The sequence below is a fragment of the Arcicella sp. genome (assembly GCF_964672035.1).
Map to the genome: position 1 here is coordinate 12,794 of NZ_CBABQS010000014.1, position 18,185 is coordinate 30,978.

General features: G+C 37.5%; 19 protein-coding genes. 5 read left to right on the forward strand and 14 right to left on the reverse strand.

Annotated features, from left to right (window positions below):
* Positions 1 to 29 precede the first annotated feature (29 nt).
* Positions 30 to 875: a twin-arginine translocase subunit TatC gene (gene tatC, locus AC1W31_RS05895; protein ID WP_481733484.1), complete on the reverse strand. Its 846-nt coding sequence runs from the start codon at positions 873 to 875 to the stop codon at positions 30 to 32.
* A 162-nt stretch (positions 876 to 1,037) separates the two neighbouring features.
* The gene (glyA, locus tag AC1W31_RS05900) at positions 1,038 to 2,330 is read right to left on the reverse strand and encodes a serine hydroxymethyltransferase (protein ID WP_481733485.1); all 1,293 of its coding nucleotides are present in this window, start codon (positions 2,328 to 2,330) and stop codon (positions 1,038 to 1,040) included.
* Between the two features lie 408 nt (positions 2,331 to 2,738).
* On the opposite strand from glyA, the gene AC1W31_RS05905 reads away from it, so the two are divergent.
* A complete protein-coding gene (locus AC1W31_RS05905; RefSeq protein WP_481733486.1) occupies positions 2,739 to 3,497 on the forward strand; it encodes a hypothetical protein in 759 nt (252 codons plus the stop codon).
* 127 nt (positions 3,498 to 3,624) lie between these two features.
* Here the strand turns inward: AC1W31_RS05905 and AC1W31_RS05910 are convergent, their stop codons facing one another.
* Positions 3,625 to 4,185, reverse strand: a complete 561-nt coding sequence (locus AC1W31_RS05910; RefSeq protein WP_481733487.1) for a thioredoxin family protein — start codon at positions 4,183 to 4,185, stop codon at positions 3,625 to 3,627.
* 209 nt (positions 4,186 to 4,394) lie between these two features.
* On the opposite strand from AC1W31_RS05910, the gene AC1W31_RS05915 reads away from it, so the two are divergent.
* The gene (locus AC1W31_RS05915; protein WP_481733488.1) at positions 4,395 to 5,405 is read left to right on the forward strand and encodes an ion channel; all 1,011 of its coding nucleotides are present in this window, start codon (positions 4,395 to 4,397) and stop codon (positions 5,403 to 5,405) included.
* A 173-nt stretch (positions 5,406 to 5,578) separates the two neighbouring features.
* Here the strand turns inward: AC1W31_RS05915 and AC1W31_RS05920 are convergent, their stop codons facing one another.
* The 7 genes from AC1W31_RS05920 to AC1W31_RS05950 form a co-directional block, all read right to left on the reverse strand.
* Positions 5,579 to 7,243 carry a hypothetical protein gene (locus AC1W31_RS05920; RefSeq protein WP_481733489.1) on the reverse strand — a complete coding sequence of 555 codons (1,665 nt, stop codon included), beginning with the start codon at positions 7,241 to 7,243 and terminating at the stop codon, positions 5,579 to 5,581.
* Between the two features lie 24 nt (positions 7,244 to 7,267).
* Positions 7,268 to 8,005 (reverse strand): hypothetical protein, encoded by a 738-nt coding sequence (locus tag AC1W31_RS05925; RefSeq protein WP_481733490.1) that lies wholly within the window; start codon positions 8,003 to 8,005, stop codon positions 7,268 to 7,270.
* A 109-nt stretch (positions 8,006 to 8,114) separates the two neighbouring features.
* Positions 8,115 to 8,363: a hypothetical protein gene (locus AC1W31_RS05930; protein ID WP_481733491.1), complete on the reverse strand. Its 249-nt coding sequence runs from the start codon at positions 8,361 to 8,363 to the stop codon at positions 8,115 to 8,117.
* Positions 8,360 to 8,536 carry a hypothetical protein gene (locus AC1W31_RS05935; RefSeq protein ID WP_481733492.1) on the reverse strand — a complete coding sequence of 59 codons (177 nt, stop codon included), beginning with the start codon at positions 8,534 to 8,536 and terminating at the stop codon, positions 8,360 to 8,362. Before AC1W31_RS05935 ends, AC1W31_RS05930 begins: the two co-directional genes overlap by 4 nt.
* Positions 8,537 to 8,649: 113 nt before the next feature.
* Positions 8,650 to 9,129 (reverse strand): hypothetical protein, encoded by a 480-nt coding sequence (locus AC1W31_RS05940; protein ID WP_481733493.1) that lies wholly within the window; start codon positions 9,127 to 9,129, stop codon positions 8,650 to 8,652.
* A 50-nt stretch (positions 9,130 to 9,179) separates the two neighbouring features.
* Entirely contained in the window at positions 9,180 to 9,374 is a 195-nt protein-coding gene (locus tag AC1W31_RS05945) for a hypothetical protein (protein WP_481733494.1), read from the reverse strand.
* Positions 9,344 to 9,895, reverse strand: a complete 552-nt coding sequence (locus AC1W31_RS05950) for a LytTR family transcriptional regulator DNA-binding domain-containing protein (protein ID WP_481733495.1) — start codon at positions 9,893 to 9,895, stop codon at positions 9,344 to 9,346. The genes AC1W31_RS05945 and AC1W31_RS05950 overlap by 31 nt, the downstream gene beginning before the upstream one ends.
* A 460-nt stretch (positions 9,896 to 10,355) precedes the next feature.
* On the opposite strand from AC1W31_RS05950, the gene AC1W31_RS05955 reads away from it, so the two are divergent.
* Positions 10,356 to 11,264 carry a S66 peptidase family protein gene (locus AC1W31_RS05955; RefSeq protein ID WP_481733496.1) on the forward strand — a complete coding sequence of 303 codons (909 nt, stop codon included), beginning with the start codon at positions 10,356 to 10,358 and terminating at the stop codon, positions 11,262 to 11,264.
* 43 nt (positions 11,265 to 11,307) lie between these two features.
* Here AC1W31_RS05955 and pnuC read toward each other — a convergent pair whose 3' ends face one another.
* The 3 genes from pnuC to AC1W31_RS05970 form a co-directional block, all read right to left on the reverse strand.
* A complete protein-coding gene (gene pnuC / locus AC1W31_RS05960) occupies positions 11,308 to 11,886 on the reverse strand; it encodes a nicotinamide riboside transporter PnuC (protein ID WP_481733497.1) in 579 nt (192 codons plus the stop codon).
* Positions 11,887 to 11,943: 57 nt separating this feature from the next.
* On the reverse strand, positions 11,944 to 12,603 hold the full coding sequence (gene nth / locus AC1W31_RS05965; RefSeq protein WP_481733498.1) for an endonuclease III: 660 nt from the start codon (positions 12,601 to 12,603) through the stop codon (positions 11,944 to 11,946).
* Between the two features lie 95 nt (positions 12,604 to 12,698).
* Positions 12,699 to 13,055 carry a YraN family protein gene (locus tag AC1W31_RS05970; RefSeq protein ID WP_481733499.1) on the reverse strand — a complete coding sequence of 119 codons (357 nt, stop codon included), beginning with the start codon at positions 13,053 to 13,055 and terminating at the stop codon, positions 12,699 to 12,701.
* Positions 13,056 to 13,310: 255 nt separating this feature from the next.
* Here AC1W31_RS05970 and AC1W31_RS05975 point away from each other — a divergent pair, with 255 nt between their 5' ends.
* Positions 13,311 to 14,618, forward strand: coding sequence for an NCS2 family permease (locus tag AC1W31_RS05975; protein WP_481733500.1), 1,308 nt, complete (start codon positions 13,311 to 13,313; stop codon positions 14,616 to 14,618).
* A gap of 95 nt (positions 14,619 to 14,713) precedes the next feature.
* On the opposite strand, the gene AC1W31_RS05980 is transcribed toward AC1W31_RS05975, so the two are convergent.
* A complete protein-coding gene (locus AC1W31_RS05980) occupies positions 14,714 to 15,466 on the reverse strand; it encodes a LytR/AlgR family response regulator transcription factor (protein ID WP_481733501.1) in 753 nt (250 codons plus the stop codon).
* Between the two features lie 140 nt (positions 15,467 to 15,606).
* On the opposite strand from AC1W31_RS05980, the gene AC1W31_RS05985 reads away from it, so the two are divergent.
* The gene (locus AC1W31_RS05985; RefSeq protein WP_481733502.1) at positions 15,607 to 18,183 is read left to right on the forward strand and encodes a M14 family metallopeptidase; all 2,577 of its coding nucleotides are present in this window, start codon (positions 15,607 to 15,609) and stop codon (positions 18,181 to 18,183) included.
* Positions 18,184 to 18,185 lie beyond the last annotated feature (2 nt).

Below are 18,185 nucleotides of genomic sequence, written 5' to 3' on the forward strand. Positions count from 1 at the left end.
ATCCGCCCATTTTGGTTATATTTTATTTACTATAATAACTCTGCTTCACGTCTTTTATTCACCCTTGCCGAAACAATAATACTAACTTCATAAAGTGCCAAAAGTGGTAATGTTACTAAAAGTTGAGAAATCATATCGGGCGAAGGTGTAATAATGGCTGCTAAAATCAAAATAACAACCACCGCATGACGACGATATTCACGCATAAATGCAGGCGTAAGTACGCCCACCTGTGAAAGCACAAAGGCAATCATCGGTAATTGGAAAGTTACACCACAAGCCAATGTCATGGTTGAAAGTAACGAAAGGTAATCGCTAATGTCATATTGATTTTGGATAGAATCATCTAATTTGAAATTAGCCAAAAAGTTAATGGCCATCGGTGAAACTACATAATAACCAAAACTTACGCCCATAAAAAATAATAAAGAAACCCAAAAAACGGCTCCAGTCGCAGCCTTAGCTTCTTTTAATTTTAAACCTGGTTTTACAAAACGCCAAATTTCCCAGAAAAAATAGGGGAAAGCGAATAGTAAACCTACCATAATTGATTGCGTAAGGGCAAACATAAACTGTCCTGAAACTTCACGATTTTGCAAAACAAAATCGGCTTGTTTGAAACATAAGCCTTCAACACCCGTCAAATCAGCCAACTTGCAAAGCATTCGATTGGTCCAGAAAGTTGATTTTGAAGGGGCCATAATTATTCCTCCAAATATTTCCCTTTGAAAAGTCCATGCTAATATGGTGAATACCAGAATTGAAGCTACTGAACGGATAATATGCCAACGCAGTTCTTCAAGGTGGTCAAGGAAGGACATTTCTTTGCCTTCGGTTTCGTCTAATTCTTGTTCAAATTCTTGGTCTAATGCCATGTGGGTCTTTTCAGATTTAGAAAGTTTTTATGATAACAACTACGACTTTCTTCTAATTTCGGATTTAATTATGTCTTGAATACAAATTTACATCAAAAACGCAAAAAACCCTGACAACATTCACGATTGTCAGGGTTTTGTTATTTTGAATTATTTCTAAACCTATACATATAATGGAAATGCTTCCATCCACTTATTAATTTCGGACTTTACAGAACCAATAAATGTTTCATTATCGTGGTTCATCAACACGCTGTCAATCAACTCTACGATGTGCAACATTTCTGCTTCTTTCATGCCACGAGTGGTCATAGCAGCCGTTCCTACACGCATACCTGAAGTTACAAATGGTGATTTATCGTCAAACGGAACCATATTTTTATTAATCGTAATGTCCGCTTTTACCAAAGTATTTTCTGCCAATTTTCCTGTCAATCCTTTTGGACGTAAATCAATCAACATCAAATGATTATCAGTTCCTCCTGAGATGATTTTATATCCTTTATCCACAAAACCCTGAGCCATTACTTTCGCATTGCGTTGTAATTGCTCGGCATATTGTTGGAAATCATCCGTCATGGCTTCACCAAAAGCAATGGCTTTTGCCGCAATCACGTGTTCTAAAGGTCCACCTTGAGTTCCTGGAAAAACACCGCCGTCTAATAAAGCCGACATCATTTTTAATTCACCTTTCAAGGTAGTTAATCCAAACGGATTCACGAAATCATTTCCCATCATAATTAAACCACCACGTGGACCTCTTAAAGTCTTGTGCGTTGTTGTCGTTACAATATGGCAATGTTGCATTGGGTCGTTCAACAATCCTTTGGCAATCAAAGCCGATGGATGAGAAATATCCGCTAAAAGAATAGCGCCAATTTCATCCGCAATTGAACGCAAACGAGCATAATCCCAATCACGAGAATAAGCCGATGCACCACAAATAATCAATCTTGGTTTTTCTTTTAAAGCGGTTGCTTCTACTTTATCCCAATCAATCAAACCTGTTTCTTCTTCCACGCCATAGAAAAATGCTTGAAAATATTTTCCCGAAAAATTCACGGGTGAACCATGCGAAAGGTGTCCACCGTGCGAGAGGTTAAAACCAAGAATTTTATCACCAGGATTCAAAAAAGATAAGAAAACTGCCGCATTGGCTTGCGCTCCAGAATGTGGTTGAACGTTTGCCCATGAGGCGCCAAAAAGTGCTTTGGCACGTTCAATCGCAATGGTTTCCACTTGATCAACAATTTCACAACCGCCATAATAACGTTTGCCCGGAAGACCTTCGGCGTATTTATTAGTCAAAACTGAGCCTTGGGCTTCCATAACTTGTTTTGACGTAAAATTTTCAGAAGCAATTAATTCCAAACCGTATTCTTGACGGTGAGCTTCTTGATTAATTAAATTAAAAATCTCAATATCTCTTTCGAGTGTGAAGGTTGCTGTTGCCATCGGTTATTTCAATGATTTAATGTTTGGGAAATAGATTTTAGGGCTTAGTTTTTAGTATTTAGCTTTCAAGAATAATTTATGATTAAATAATTTTCTGTACTGCTAAAATCTACGAACCAAATACCTAACACCTGTAAATGAATAAATATGATTTAAGAAAATCTTGAAATATTCACAAAATTAGTCAGTTAGATTGTTTTCTGACGTAAAAATAAGGCTTAAAAATGGATTGTAAAAACAATTTTTTCCTGATAGTTTGGGCAATTGTAAAAAATGGAATATTAAATGATGGCCTTTTCTCCAAAACTTTTGGCAACGAGCATATAATAAGAATATTTTGATGAATTTAAAAGATTTGGTACAAGTTTTGTTAATTATTGGATAGACTAACAAGTTGTAAAATAACCCATGAAAAAGACAAAACTATCTATCGCTTTAGTGATTTTTATCATTAACGCCTCCTTTGCAATTCCGGCAAAGCCCTTCAGATTATTACTCAACAAAGAATACAAACTTTTTGTTGTTAAACCTTTTGCTGAACTGAAAATAGTTTTTCCAGTTGCTAAAAAAAATATTGAACCGATTAAATCTTTAAGTAATTCAAAAATTTCGTTAAAGGTAGCGGTTGATGAAAACCATAAGGCAAAATTATCGTGGTTAAGTGCCATCGGACATCAAGCTAAACGATACATCGTTCAAATCAGTTACGATAAAGAGAATTTTTATGATTTAAACGAAGTTACCATCGAAGGAACGCAGGATGAAAGACAATTATACACTTTTGTGGACCCACGGATGAATTTTGGTACGCAATATTATCGAATTATCGAAGAAGATGAAGCGATAAAAACGGTTGTTTATGCACCCGTGAAAATTACTTTAGAAGCCATCGCTGCGCCCAGTGAAATGGTAAAATGTTTACAGACCGAAGAAAATAATATTATTCATATCAAAACGGGCGATAGTAGATTAATCCCAATCTTGACCACTGAAACGGGCATGGGAATTCCCTGCGATTATAAATACAGTGAAGCCACTCAAACAGGTATTTTGAAGCCTTTATACTATTTAGTAGGGGGAAATTATCACTTAAAAGTGCGTTTAGGAAATAATGAATCCAAATACGTGGTTTCGGTAAATGATTTAGATGGAATGACTTTTGAGTAGGCAGTTTGCAATTAATAAATTCAGGTTTAGAAGGTATAAGATATAAAAAAGTGGTCAGAATGTAAATCCTGACCACTTTTTTGTTGAATTTTAGTAAGTGAAGGTAAATCCTAAGCCAACTAAAAAACTATTTCTTAGCTTCCGCCACCACAGGCTGTCCGTATTGTTTTGGATAAATGTCTTTTTGGTAGGCTTCCCAATTTCCTTTTTTGTAGTGATTGTCGCCAAAAAAAGTAATCACTTGATGAAACTGCGCCGCCTCCTGAAAACCTGGTACGGGCTGAATCATATTAAACTTTTCGTCTAAATACACAATGGTTGGGAAAGACATTTTTCCTTGCAAAAGCGCCACTCCCGCTTGATTATAGCCATTTTGCCAAATATACTTTTGAGTGCCAATGTTGATAGTATCCTTCATTTCTGCGTCTAATTTTACAGCATAAAATTTCTCGCTGATAAAATTGGCTACTTTTTCATTCGGGAAAGTTCTTTGATCCATCACCTTACACCATCCACACCAACCCGTGTAAACATCCACCATAATTTTGCGAGGTTCTTTTTGGGTAGCCGCAAAAGCTTGTTCCAGCGTCATCCATTGGATTTTTTGTCCAGTGTGTTCATTAACCGCTTGGGCTTTGCTTGTAAAGAGTAGGGAAGAAAATATTAAGGTAAATAATAGATTTTTCATTTCGATTAATGATTATGCTAACAGGCTCATTATTAAGCACTTGTTTGAAAATGCAATGTATTTTCAAACAAAAATAATTCTTTTTACATTTGTTTGTATCTGATTATTAATATTTTGTGAAACAAAATCAATCTTGGCTTGCCAGAAGTATCAATATTGAAACAAAAAATTATCTAAAATGGTTAAACTCATATCAAAACTGTCCAATTATGAATTTACGACATCCAAAAAAAGACAAACTCGTTGAAGCCGAAGAAAATCGCCGTGACTTAGGTTTTGGCACGCAAGTACATAATTCCCAAACTCGGTTATTAAACAGTGATGGTAGCTTCAACGTCAGAAGAGAAGGTGTTGCTTTTTGGAGTCGACTCAATATTTTTAACCGTTTGATAGTATGTTCTTGGGGGCGTTTTTTCTTGTTAGTTATTTCTTTCTATTTAACACTAAACTTTATTTTTGCGGCTATTTATGAATTTGTCGGTATCGAAAATCTACAAGGTGCCGATCTCACTTCGCCACAAAGTAGGTTTATGGATGCCTTCTTTTTTTCCTCGCAAACCCTCACAACGGTTGGTTATGGACGTATTGCACCCATTGGTTTTTGGGCAAGTTCTGTGGCGGCGGTTGAGTCATTATTAGGATTATTAGTTTTTGCTTTGGCTACCAGTTTGCTCTACGGGCGGTTTTCTAAGCCCGTTGCGCATATTTTATATTCCGAAAAAGCCATTGTTGCTCCTTATTTAGACGTAACAGCATTTATGTTTCGGATAGTTAATGAAAGAGCCAATCAGCTGATTGATTTGCAAGTGGAATTGGTAATATCTGTTTTAGAAAAGCAAGTAGATGGAAAGACAATAAGAAAATATTATGGATTAAAATTAGAGCGGAATAAGGTAAATTTCTTTCCTACTAACTGGACAATTGTTCATGCCATAACGCAAGAAAGTCCCATGTTTGGTTTAGGCAAAGAGGAGTTAATAAAAGCCGATGCTGAGTTTTTAATTTTGATAAGAGCAACTGAAGACACTTTTAACCAGACCGTTCACTCACGAACATCATATCATTCACGAGAAATGGTTTTTGGGGCAAAATTTACCTCAATGGTTAATGATACTTTAGATTCAGGAATTCCAACTTTAGATTTAACAAAACTGTCTGATTATCAGGAGGTTGTTCTTGAAAGTGAGTATATTCCAGAGGTGGAAAAGGGAGGTAAGTAGAATGATTCACCTCCTTTTCCTGATACTCAATTCCCTCGAATCGTTAAAATTTTGGTGGTTTGTTGATTCAAAATTTCTCGTAAATCTAAACTTTTGCTCCCCCCATTCACCAAAAAAAAGGTATTCAATGCCTAAGCATGAATACCTTTTTTTAACTATTCAGAAGTGTTTTCTCATTTTCCACAATTACATAATGGATGCGTTTTGGGTAAAATAATAGGAGCTTCAAAAGAGTCACCTGTTCCTGTGTTGATTTGTTTGGGATATTCAGGATAGGCGATTGCCCTAAATAATAAATTGGTATTATCTGGTAAGTAGGCTCTTAATTTTATTTTATTATCAGTTTTATCATAATTTACATTGCCCGCAAATATCCATCTTTCTGTGGTACCAGAAAGATTAGCATTAATATTGTTGTTATATTCTATGCCCACGTTATAAGGAAGAATTTGTAAAGCACATTTATTTTCGCAACTTACCGTAATATTAACTGTTTTGAGCTTGGTAGTGCTAACAACTCCGTATGGAACATTTAAATTCGCCAGACCTGAGTTAGGATTTGGTACGGTAAGTATTGTATATTTACCCGTAAAAGGATGATAAAATCTTGCTTCCATAGATTGAACTACCCCCGATGAATAAATGGTACTTGTAAATTTTAGTGGTGTACTATTTGTAGCGTAAAATGCACCAGTATAGTAAGCGCTGTAAGTAAATCTACCAATGTTATATTTTATTAGTGCATAATATGACAAACTACGTCCATTGGCACTGTTGTTAGGGGCACCATCTACCGTCAGGTTTATTTGAACTGAATTTGGAATGCGGTAAGTATATCCGATATAAAACCAGGTTAAGTGATTACTCTCAAAGCTTACAAACAACTTCCCATTTTTACTGATAATTGTACCTTCTTTATCGTAAGTCCATACAGCCGTGGCATTACTATAACTATAAACCGAAAACGAATCCCCTACTTTTACTTCAAGGTTAGTAGTGGGATTAATGGTATTTGGATCAACTTCAAAAGAAATACTAATTGGTTTCGTAAAACTGGTAACTTCGGCACCACCCGATGATTTAATACTAATATCGGCAAAAGCGATTGGTACGAGGGTTGCGGATACATTCGTTTTCCCATCAATATCTTTTGCTAAAACAGCGGCATTTCCCCCAGGAAAGGATGGAGCCGCCTCTGCTGAGGTGCCAGAAAATGTAGCTACGGTAGAAGTCAAATTACCTGTAACCACATTTCCTTGGCTATCCTTCATAATTGTTCCTTGATTTATCGCTACGAGAGTAGCCTTCTGTTGATTCACCACTTCAAGGGTTGTCGCTTGACTTGCGCCACTCGTTGTTACACTAATATTCGCTTGCTTGATGGCTGATCCAGCGGGCGGCGAGTCAATTTTAACCAAGGCAATTTCTACGGGTGGATTTTCAACATCAGTCAAAAGTATATCACGGCTATTACTCAAATAACCATCCGCTGAAATAAGGACTTTAAGCTTTATCGGGTTTGTTAAAGAAGGAAAAATGTTCTGAAAACCAATATAAAAACTTGGCCCTTTTTTCGTGTATTTGCTCTTAGCCTCGCCTTCAAAATTGATAACATTGGCTGCTTGAGCGCCCACAATCTCGATGTTGATGTTGCTTGAAATTAAATCTCCAGAAACAGCATCTTTTATCTGTGCTTCAATAAATGAATCGGCAGGTTTGTAATTTAAAATTAATTTAAGGTCTTTGCCAGGGTCAATGCTGCCTAATTCTTTGCACGCAAATACGATAAGACCCAAAGTAATAAGTAGGAGGAATTTTTTGAAATATATAGTTTTCATGATTCTAAGTTTTTTGTTAAATGATTATTTTATAATAGGGTAAGACAAACCAAATTTCAAGACTGGATACAAATAAATGGGTTTCAAATTTGCCTGTAACTGGGCAGCTTGGCTTGCGGTGGGTTCAATTGACCCAGTACCTCGCATTTCAATTAAAGGAGAACCCGTGTACATTACCCCAAGATCAAATAGAAATTTCAGTCTTTTTCCAGTATTCGGATTACCCAACGAGAGACCAAAATAAGGAGCAACGGTTGGATATTTAACTTTCAGTCCAATCGTTCCAGTTTCCTCGGGGGTAAAAACCCGATCATTGAAATTTAGATTACTTTTGGGTTGTAAATCAACACTGAAAGAAGTTGTATTATAAAATACGCCTGCATTGAGGGCGAAAACTCGCCTTTTGAAAGGATAAAAATCAACTAAAACGCCAAAATTTCCCAATTTAACAGAAGCATCATACTGCATTTTTGCTTTTTCGGCGGGAGCTGTACTCGTACTATTACTACCTCCCGTGTCAATACTCAGTATTTCAACCTTTTGGTAATTGAACATCGAGAAACTTGCTCGCACATTAATTTTTTGATTAAGTCGGTACGATAGTTCGGGGGAAATGCCCGTAGTACCAAATTTCAGAACAACTGCCAATTTGTTTGCCACTGGAGGAATAAATACCTTTTTGGCTTTGGCGGGAGATTCGGTTATCGTTTGCCCAATGATTGGGCATGATAACAGGGTAAGCAACAGTAACATTTTTTTCATGATAACTTGATACATTAAAAGGGTGTGTAATTGATAGGAAAAATTTTACTTCTGATAAACTAAATGAAAGATTTTATCAACCATTATTTCTGGTTGTAATTTTGTTTTTTCAACTGGTTAATATTTCTTTTTGTTGTCGAATGACGTAAAGCGTTAATTCTTCGATTTTTTGTAACAATAAAGCTTGCGTTTCTGCCAAGTCAAGTCCATTTTTTGTAACATCTGCCGTTGAAGGCACATCGGGAAGGTGTTTATTAGCTTTGATAAAATTTTCTACTTTTTTCAGGGAGTGAAGTTTGAACGTTGGTTCAAATACGTAATCAAGCCAAAAAGCGGTTCTACTGGTCGAAATCTTCACTTTTCAGTGATGATACCACCACTCACCGCTAATTTGTAGGTACTTCCCGAAGGAATAGAAACGGCTGAATTCCCTATCATAATTCCATCTGGAAAAGAAACAGGGTACTGTGCTAATAACCTTTGATTTAATAATAAACCAAAGGTAGCGATGAAATAGAATAAATGTTTCATAATATTTAAACATTCTGAATCCGAAACCCAGACGACGGTTTTTTACCTCGTCAGCGGTTAAATAGGGCAAATTTCAAGTGTTGCATTTTTAAGTATATAGTTCCGATATTCAACTACTGAAAACTAAGTGAAATACTGTACGAACCATTATTTTCGCTTATAATTTCCCTTTTCAACTGGTCAATTTCTTTTTGTTGTCGAATGAGGTAAAGCGTTAATTCTTCGATTTTTTGTAATAATAAAGCTTGCGTTTCTGCCAAGTCAAGTCCATTTTTTGTAACCTCAGCCGTTGAAGGCACATCAGGAAGGTGTTTATTTGCTTTGATAAAATTTTCTACTTCTTTCAAGGAGCGAAGTTTGAACGTTGGTTCAAATACGTAATCAGCCCAGAAAGCGGTTCCACTGGTCGCAATCCTCACTTTTTCTGTGATGATACCACCACTCACCGCTAATTTGTAGGTACTTCCCGAAGGAATGGTAACGGCTGAATTCCCGATCACAATTCCATCAGGAAAAGAAACTGGATATTGAGCCAATGATTTTTGAGTCAATAATAATCCCGACACAACGATAAAATAGCATAATGATTTCATGATATTTGAATATTTTGTTTTGATAATGATGATATTATTTTAAGAAAAATCTACTTTTTAGCTGAATCAAAGCTTTCCGTTTTCGACTCTTCTAATGAGGCCATTCTTTTTTCAATTGCTTCTAATTTTTGCTTAAATGTATTGGCAGCTTGAAGCTGTTTTTTCAACGCATTGATTTGGATTTGTTGCTCTTTCACGGCATTTACCAAAGGCATTACAAAATCTGAATAAGCCAACGAGTACATTCCATCCGTTGATTTGTTAAGCCCACTAAAAGGTAAACCCAACTGTTATTGATGGTAATATTCTCTTTCAATCGACGGTCAGAAGGATTGGTAAAAGGTACTTGCCCTTCAATAACCGTTACCAAATTATCTCCAATACGTACTTTATTGCTTGCATCAACCTTTGCATCTGCACCAATCGCTGTAGCATTACTAAAGTCGGCGGTGGCATCACTGGCATATCCTACAAATGTATTGCTGTTCAAAAGCTCCCGTTTTCGCCTTCTGACAATTGGCAAAATGGTCTTATCCGAAAGCACCACAAAGTCGGCTCCTATTTCCACAATAAATTTGCGATTCAGTAAATGTTTTCGGCTGATGCGAGTAAACATTTTATCCTCCGTTTTTTGTTGGATATACGGTAGCGTACGGGCAATAAGTTTGGGTTTGCCTGATAAGAAATGTATCTTCGTATAATTGGCATCTCCTTGAAAAAAGAGCACTTCATTAGCGAATAATTTTGTTTTATGACCGAGTACCAAAGAACCACCGAAGTAATTAGCGATGTGTTGTTACAGGGTGATTTTACAAGTTAGATTGGTAAATAATATTCAATGTTCTTCTCCTTCTCATCCACTAACAATCCATTTGTTATTGTTGCTAAAAACCTTATTTTGGTTACGTATATCAATCAAAATTTGAAATTAAGTTTGTGGTAGCTTGCCGAAAATATGCGAGGTTTGGGTTTTGTCAATGGCAGTAAAATATCCTTCTTTACCTTCGATGTCCCGTCCGATGGTGTATTTTATGATTCGTTTCATCTACGATTTTAGCTTGATTTAGGTTCAACAAAAGTACCGTATATAGGTAGGAATGGAAATGCAGGATTATTGAAAGATAAAAGGTAGATGATAAACGTTAAAATGAATTTGAGCATTTATAAAATTTGAATTAAAGTTTCTGAGGGTGTAAATTTACGAAAATCTAAAATCTCACAAATCATTGCGACCAACTCCAATCCAAAAAGGTGATACCGTAGGCTTATTGGCCTTAGCCTGCAAAGTCGATTTTGAAATGTTAAAACCTGCCATCGCATTGATGGAAAACGATTGGGGCTTAAAAGTCATGCTTGGCGAATCCCTCACGGGCGAATATCATCAGTTTGCGGGTTCTGACGCAGTGAGAGCCAATGACTTCCAAATGATGTTGGATAATCCCGAAATAAAGGCAATTTTCTCGGCCAGAGGAGGTTATGGTAGTTCTCGTTTGTTAGATTCTATTGACTTTACTACCTTTCAAAAACAACCAAAATGGGTGATTGGATTTTCGGATATTACTGCCGTTCATTGTCATATTCACACCTTAAATATCGAAAGTCTGCACGCTACAATGCCAAAATTATTCTTGCAAGAAGGAGGAGAGGAGTCTTTGAAAAGCCTGAGAAAAATACTATTTGGCGAAGAAACTAATTATAAAATTGAACCGCATCAAATGAACCGTTTGGGAGCGGCAAATGGACAATTAATTGGGGGAAATTTAGCCATATTAATTCACGTAATTGGTTCAAAATCAGATATTAACTGTGATGGAAAAATTTTGTTTTTAGAAGATGTAAATGAATATTTATACAGCATCGACCGTATGATGATACAACTAAAGCGTAGCGGAAAATTACAAAATCTTGCAGGATTAATTGTGGGAAGTTTTTCTGGTTGTCAGGATAATGATGTTCCTTTTGGAAAGACTGTCAACGAGATTATTCAAGAAGCCGTTGCGGATTATGATTTCCCGGTTTGTTACGGTTTCCCAGTGGGGCATGAATTGAAAAATTGGGCAATGCCTTGCGGACGTGAGATGAGTTTGTTGGTGGAAGAATATGGGGTTTCCTTGAAGGAGAATTCTTTGTTGTAATTCAGACAGGGTCGCTCAGACAGGGTTGCTCAGACAGGGTCGCTCAGACAGGAGTTTTCATTGATTTCCTCCAATCTATCAGCCCTTTCACCGCCAAAACAATCAAAAGTACATACAAAATACTCGTCCCATTCAGTCCTTTGTAAATGTATATTCCAACATAAAAAATATTCGCTCCAATCCATAAAATCCAGTTTTCCAGATACTTACGAGCGGTCATCCATGTAGCAATAAGACTAATTGCGGTTAATCCAGCATCTAAATACGGTAAACTTGCTTCTAAATATTGACTGTGGATATAGCCCGAAATGGCCGTAAAAATTCCCAAAAAAATTATGCAAATGACGGCTAATTGTAAAGAAATTCTACTGACGGGAAGAGTGCTTTTTTCACCTTTACTAAATTTCCATTCGTAAACACCGTAAAGGCTCAAAAGAATGAAAACGATTTGTAATTCTGCATCAGATTTTAGGTTTGATTGCCAAAAAATTACAGCATAAATTCCCGAAGAAACAATCGCCCAAAACCATCCCCAAACATTCTGACGAGTATTTAACCAAACGCAAATTAAGGAAGTAATAATGCCCAAAACCTCGAGCCAATTTTGTTGTAAATATGTCATTTTTAGCTTTGAGTTATGAGCTTTGAGCCGTGAGTTATAAGCCATAAGATTTTTAACTCATTTCTCACGGCTCAAAGCTATTTTAGCCTCAAAATACTTACAAAAACCTTTCAAGGCACATTCGCCACATTTGGGCGAACGAGCTACGCATACATAACGCCCATGCAAAATGAGCCAATGATGAGCCACCGCAACGGATTCTCTCGGAATATATTTGATTAATTCTTTCTCAACTGCCAGCGGGGTTGTTGCCTTTTTTGCCACTAATCCCAAGCGGTGCGAAACCCTAAAAACGTGCGTGTCAACTGCCATGGCGGGTTGATTATAAATGACCGAAACAATCACGTTTGCCGTCTTTCTGCCCACGCCTGGAAGTGTTTGGAGGTCTTCAATATTACTGGGTACTTCCGAATTATACTCACTTACCAAACGCTTTGCCATACCAATTAAATGTTTGGCTTTGTTGTTGGGATATGAAATTGAGCGGATGTAATGAAAAACCTCTTCCAAATCCGCTTTAGCCAAAGATTCGGGATCTGGAAAACGCTCAAAAAGTGGGGGTGTAACGATGTTCACTCGCTTGTCCGTACACTGGGCGGATAAAGACACGGCTACCAATAATTCATAGGGCGTGCGATAAGCTAATTCTGTTTCTGCAATCGGGAAATTTTCGGTAAAATATCCTATCAGCGCTTTATATCGGTCTTTTTTAAGCATTAGTTAGCTATGAGTTATGAGCTTTGAGCAATGAGTTTGGGGAGTAATAATAGCTTGATTTGCTTAGAGCTAATGGCTCAAAGCTCAGTGCTATTTCAATAAAAAGCATCTTCAAAATGTGTGATTTCAATATCTTCCTCGCTTTTGAAAATGATAGAAATAATGTCAAAACGGATTTGTTGTTGCCAATTTGTACTATACACATAGTTTCCGGCGGCTTTTGTTACGAGTTTAATTTTGTTTTTGGTAACACTAATTTCTGGATTGCCAAATTTAGTGTTTGTCAATGATTTTACTTCTACGAAAACGATAAAAATACCTTTTTTTACAATCAAATCTATCTCCGCACGACCGTAACGATAGTTCCGAGCCATAATTTCGTAGCCTTTTTCTTCCAAAAAAATGCCCGCTAAGATTTCGGCTTTTTTGCCTGTTTCGAGATGTTTTGCCATTGATTCGATGCTTGAAGTTCGGTGTTTGACTGGTGTAAATGTAAAGTGTATTTTTTAATCTTCGAAATAATAAGCTATTTTTAGTGATGATTGTTTTAAGGTGGGTATTCGTACATAATTACTCATGGCATCACTCAGCTCATAAACTATTGATGATTAGCATATTAGTATCAGTCATGCCAGGAGTTTCATTCAGGAAAATCATCCTTCAAAAGCATAAATCCATAAATCTAAGTACAATAACATCGAAAATCCATGTCACCAACCACTCAAAAAACCGAAATTCTTGCGGGCGTAAGTTCATTTTTAGCCACTATGTACATCATCGTGGTTAATCCTTCGATACTTTCTCAGACGGGAATGCCCTTTTCTGCGGTGCTGACTGCGACGGTTTTATTGTCGTTTTTTTGTAGTGTTATGATGGGTTTATACGCCAAAAACCCAATCGTTGTTGCGCCAGGAATGGGCATGAATGCCTTTTTCACTTTCACGGCCGTTAAAGGCATGGGGATTTCTTATCAAGTGGCTTTGGGAGCGGTTTTTTGGGCGGGAATATTCTTTTTAATATTATCCATTTTCAATGTCAGAACGTATATTGTGAAAGCCATTCCTAAACCGCTTCGTTTTGCCATTTCAGCGGGTATTGGTCTGTTTATCAGTTTAATAGGTTTTGAAAATGCTAAGTTTATCGTCTCGAATCCAGCTACTTTAATGGGTATTGCCAACCTCAAAGACCCCATCGTTTTGACCTTTTTATTCGGATTATTTCTTACCTCAATCCTAATCATCAACAAAGTAAAAGGTGGAATTATCATCGGAATTGTCCTCACAACGTTACTCGCCATACCCATTGGCCGATATTGGGGAGATGCCTCTGTCATAAATTTTGGACAAAAAACTTTGGTCAATTTTCAGGGCATTTTTGCCAAACCCGATTTTAGTTTGATCGGTCAATTAGACATCGTGGGTTCTATGAAATTTTCCTTAATTCCCATCATTTTTGCCTTCGTTTTTACTGATCTTTTTGATAGTCTTTCCACCTTCGTAGGCATTGCCGAAGCCGCTTATTTATACGATGAAAACGGAGAACCTCGCAACATAAAACAATCACTTTTGACCGATGCCGTAGCCACTTTATTGGCGGGAATCTTAGGAACAAGTCCGGGGACGGCCTACATAGAATCTGCCGTAGGAATTGAACAGGGTGGACGACGTGGACTCACCGCCATCACGGCAGGATTGTTATTTTTGCCTTTTATGTTTTTATCGCCTTTATTGTCCATGATTCCTGCCATTGCCACCGCTCCAGCCTTAGTGATTGTGGGAGTTTTTATGATAAAACCCATCACGAAAATCAATTGGAGTAAGTTGGATGACGCCATTCCAGCATTTTTGGCGATGATTTTAATACCTTTTTCGTATTCTATCACCCAAGGAATTATGTGGGGATTTTTGTCTTGGACAATCCTGAAAGTGTTTACGGGAAAATATAAAGAAGTGTCTGTTACGCTGTGGATTATTGATTTATTTGCGGTTGGGGCTTTGTTTGTTTTCGATGTTTGATGCGTCCGACGCTTCGGTTCGGTTGTTCGATATTTGGTTTTCGGTTTTCGATGTCCGACTTCCAAATATCGAATAACGAATAACGAACATCGAATCTACAAATGTGTCAATTTCTGTACAAAATCATCTTTTCTACGCTTGCTCACGTCGGTATGTTTTCCATTGCTCATTAAGGCGTAACCATCTGATTTTAAATACTTTGATACATGATTCATATTCAATAAAAAACTGTGGTGACTTCTGAAAAAGCCATTATCCGATAAAATTTCTTCGTATTCTTTAAGATTGTGAGAGGAGACGATTTTTGTTCCGTTCATTAAAAAAAAAGTCGTGTAAGGTCCATCCGCTTCCAAGTAGATTATCTCGGAAATATTCAAAACCGAAATACCATCCGAATTGCTCACTGTGATTTTTGAAGGTAATTTTTTAGGTTCTTCTAAGGTTTTCATCAACAAGGAAAGGCGCTCTTGCAAGCCAATTTGTTGCCGTTTTAATTTCAATCTTTCGATGGTTTTATTAAGTTCGTCAGGGTCAACGGGCTTCAAAAGGTAATCGAAGGCAGCGTATTTATAGGCCTTTACGGCAAATTCATTGTAAGCCGTCACAAAAACAATCTCAAAATCAATGTCTCCCATCATTTCAATCATCTGAAAACCATTGACTTCGGGCATTTGAATGTCTAAGAAAATAAAGTTAGGTTTCAATTGACGAATCTTCAAAATGGCTTCGGTGGCACTTTCTGCCAAACCCAAAACCACTACTTCTGGACAGTAGCGTTTTACCAATTCATTCAATAAATTTCGTCCCTTTTGCTCGTCGTCGATAATAATGGTTTTTAAGGTATCCATGGTTTGCGGGAAATAGTGAAACCAAATGTACGATTATGTTTAGAATAGGTGTGAACCGTATAATAATATTTGCGATTTGAAAGTTCTCTTTTTCTTCGTATAATTGTATAACAAATATCAACCAACAAAGAAACCAACACATGAAATACAATTTACCTAACCTAAATTCCATAAAGCGGTTCGCCGCTTTTTTGTTTTTATTCATGGCTCAACTTAGTTTTGGGCAAGTAAAAGACAATTACTATTTACCTCAAAATGTCACTTACGACCCCAAAATACCCACACCACAGCAATATTTGGGCTATCAGGTGGGCGATTGGCACATCCAGCATGATGCTTTAATTGGTTATTTCAAGAAGATTGCCGAACTCTCAAATCGGGTGAGTATGGTTGAATACGGACGCACGTATGAGAATCGTCCGCTCCTTTTAATGACCGTTACTTCTCCTAAAAATTTAGCCAATATTGCTCAAATTAAAGCTGACCATCACGCTTTGATGGAACCCGATAAAGCGGCAAAATTAGACACCAAAAATATGCCTGCCGTGGTCTGGATGGGTTATTCGGTGCATGGAAATGAAGCCAGCGGAACGAATGCCTCGGTGTTGGCAGCCTATTATTTGGCGGCTGCACAAGGAGCAGAAATTGATTCGCTTTTGAATGAAATCGTCATTTTGATTGACCCAAGAATTAATCCCGATGGCGGTGAACGTTTTTCGAGTTGGGTGAATGCTAGTAAAAGTCAAAATTTAGTTGCCGACCCCAACAGTCGTGAACTCAACGAAATGTGGCCCGGTGGACGGTATAATCACTACTGGTTTGATTTAAACCGTGATTGGCTTTACACCCAACACCCAGAAAGCAAGGGTAGAATTCAGAAATTTCATGAGTGGAAACCAAATATTTTGACCGACCACCACGAAATGGGCCCTAATTCCTCCTTCTTTTTTCAGCCTGGAATTCCCGCTCGTACTCACCCAATTACGCCCAAAAAGAATATTGAATTAACCGAAAAAATCGGAAAATTTCATGCCGAAGCCTTGGATAAAATTGGCTCTTTATACTTCACAAAAGAAGGTTACGACGATTTTTATTACGGGAAAGGTTCGACGTTCCCCGATGCTCAAGGTTCAATCGGAATTTTGTTTGAACAAGCCAGTTCGAGAGGGCATTTACAGGAAACCCAAAACGGAAATATGAGTTTTGCTTTCACCGTTAGAAATCAATTTACGACTACGCTTTCAACCCTCAAAGCCGCCCGAAATATGCGTCAGGAGTTGTTGGATTATCAGCGAAATTTTTACCAAGAAAAAAATGCTTCCGCAACCCAATCCTACGTTTTTGGCGGTGGAAACGACCCAGTGAAGGTTTCTGAGATGATAAGAATTCTCCGTCAGCACGAAATTGATGTTTTTGAAGTATCGAAAGACGAAAATTTGGAAGGAAAATCTTTCAAAAAAGGTTCGTCGTATATTGTTCCTTTAAGTCAACCGCAACACCGATTAATTCACGGAATTTTTGAAAAACGGACCACTTTCGAGGACTCACTTTTCTACGATATTTCTGCTTGGTCAATGCCTCATTGTTTCAATGTGCCTTATTCGGAAGTGAAAACGCCGATAACTTTAGGAGCAAAATTGACGAAAAACGATTTCCCAAAAGGTAAAGTAATTGGTAAAAGTAGTTACGGTTATGTTTTTGAATGGAACAGTTATTTCGCTCCTCGCACGGCGTATGAATTACAGAAAAAAGGCTACAAATTGAAAGTGGCCACTGAACCTTTCACGGGCGTAATTGATGGTGGCACCAAAGAATTCAGTTACGGAACGATTGAAATTACGGTGGGGTCAAATCAACAAGCTAATTTTGAGGGACTTACTACACTTTTACAAACGTTGGCAGAACGAGATGGGGTTGATTTTTATGCTATGAGTACAGGTTTAACGCCCAACGGAATTGATTTGGGAAGTAGCCTTTTTTCTCCCATCAGACAGCCTAAGCCATTGATGCTCACAGGATTAAATATTAATCCGAATGATGCAGGGGAAATTTGGCATTTGTTGGATACCCGTGTAAATATTCCCCTCACGATGGCGGACATTACGCAAGCCAACCGCATGAATTTGGAGAAATACAATACCTTAATTCTTTCGAGTGGAGATTTTAATACCTTGGAAGAGGAGAAAATTAAGTCGTGGGTGCGTGCCGGTGGCGTATTAATTGCTATGACCGATGCCGTAAGTTGGGTAGTATCTAAAGGACTTTCGCCCGTAAAAATCAAAACGATTCCTGCTGATACCTCAGCCCCAAAACCTTACGCTTTGGCGGAACGATACCGAGGAGCGCAACAAATTTCTGGGGCGATTTTCCAAGTAAAAATTGACCCAACGCATCCGATTGGGTACGGTTATAAAGACCAAACATTGAGCGTTTTTAGAGATAATTCTATTTTCTTAGAAAAAATAAAAGACCCGTATAATGCGCCATTAATTTATACCAACGAACCATTAGTAAGTGGTTATATTACAGAAAAAAGTAAGAAGCTATTGAAAAATACGCCTTCGGTGGTAGCAACAAGTTACGGTTCAGGAAAGGTGATTGTGATGACGGATAATCCTAATTTTAGAGCCTTTTGGTACGGGACAAATAAGCTATTTTTGAATGCTATTTTCTTTGGTTCAACGATTCTTTCGGGAGTGCGGGGTGGTGAGGAGTAGGA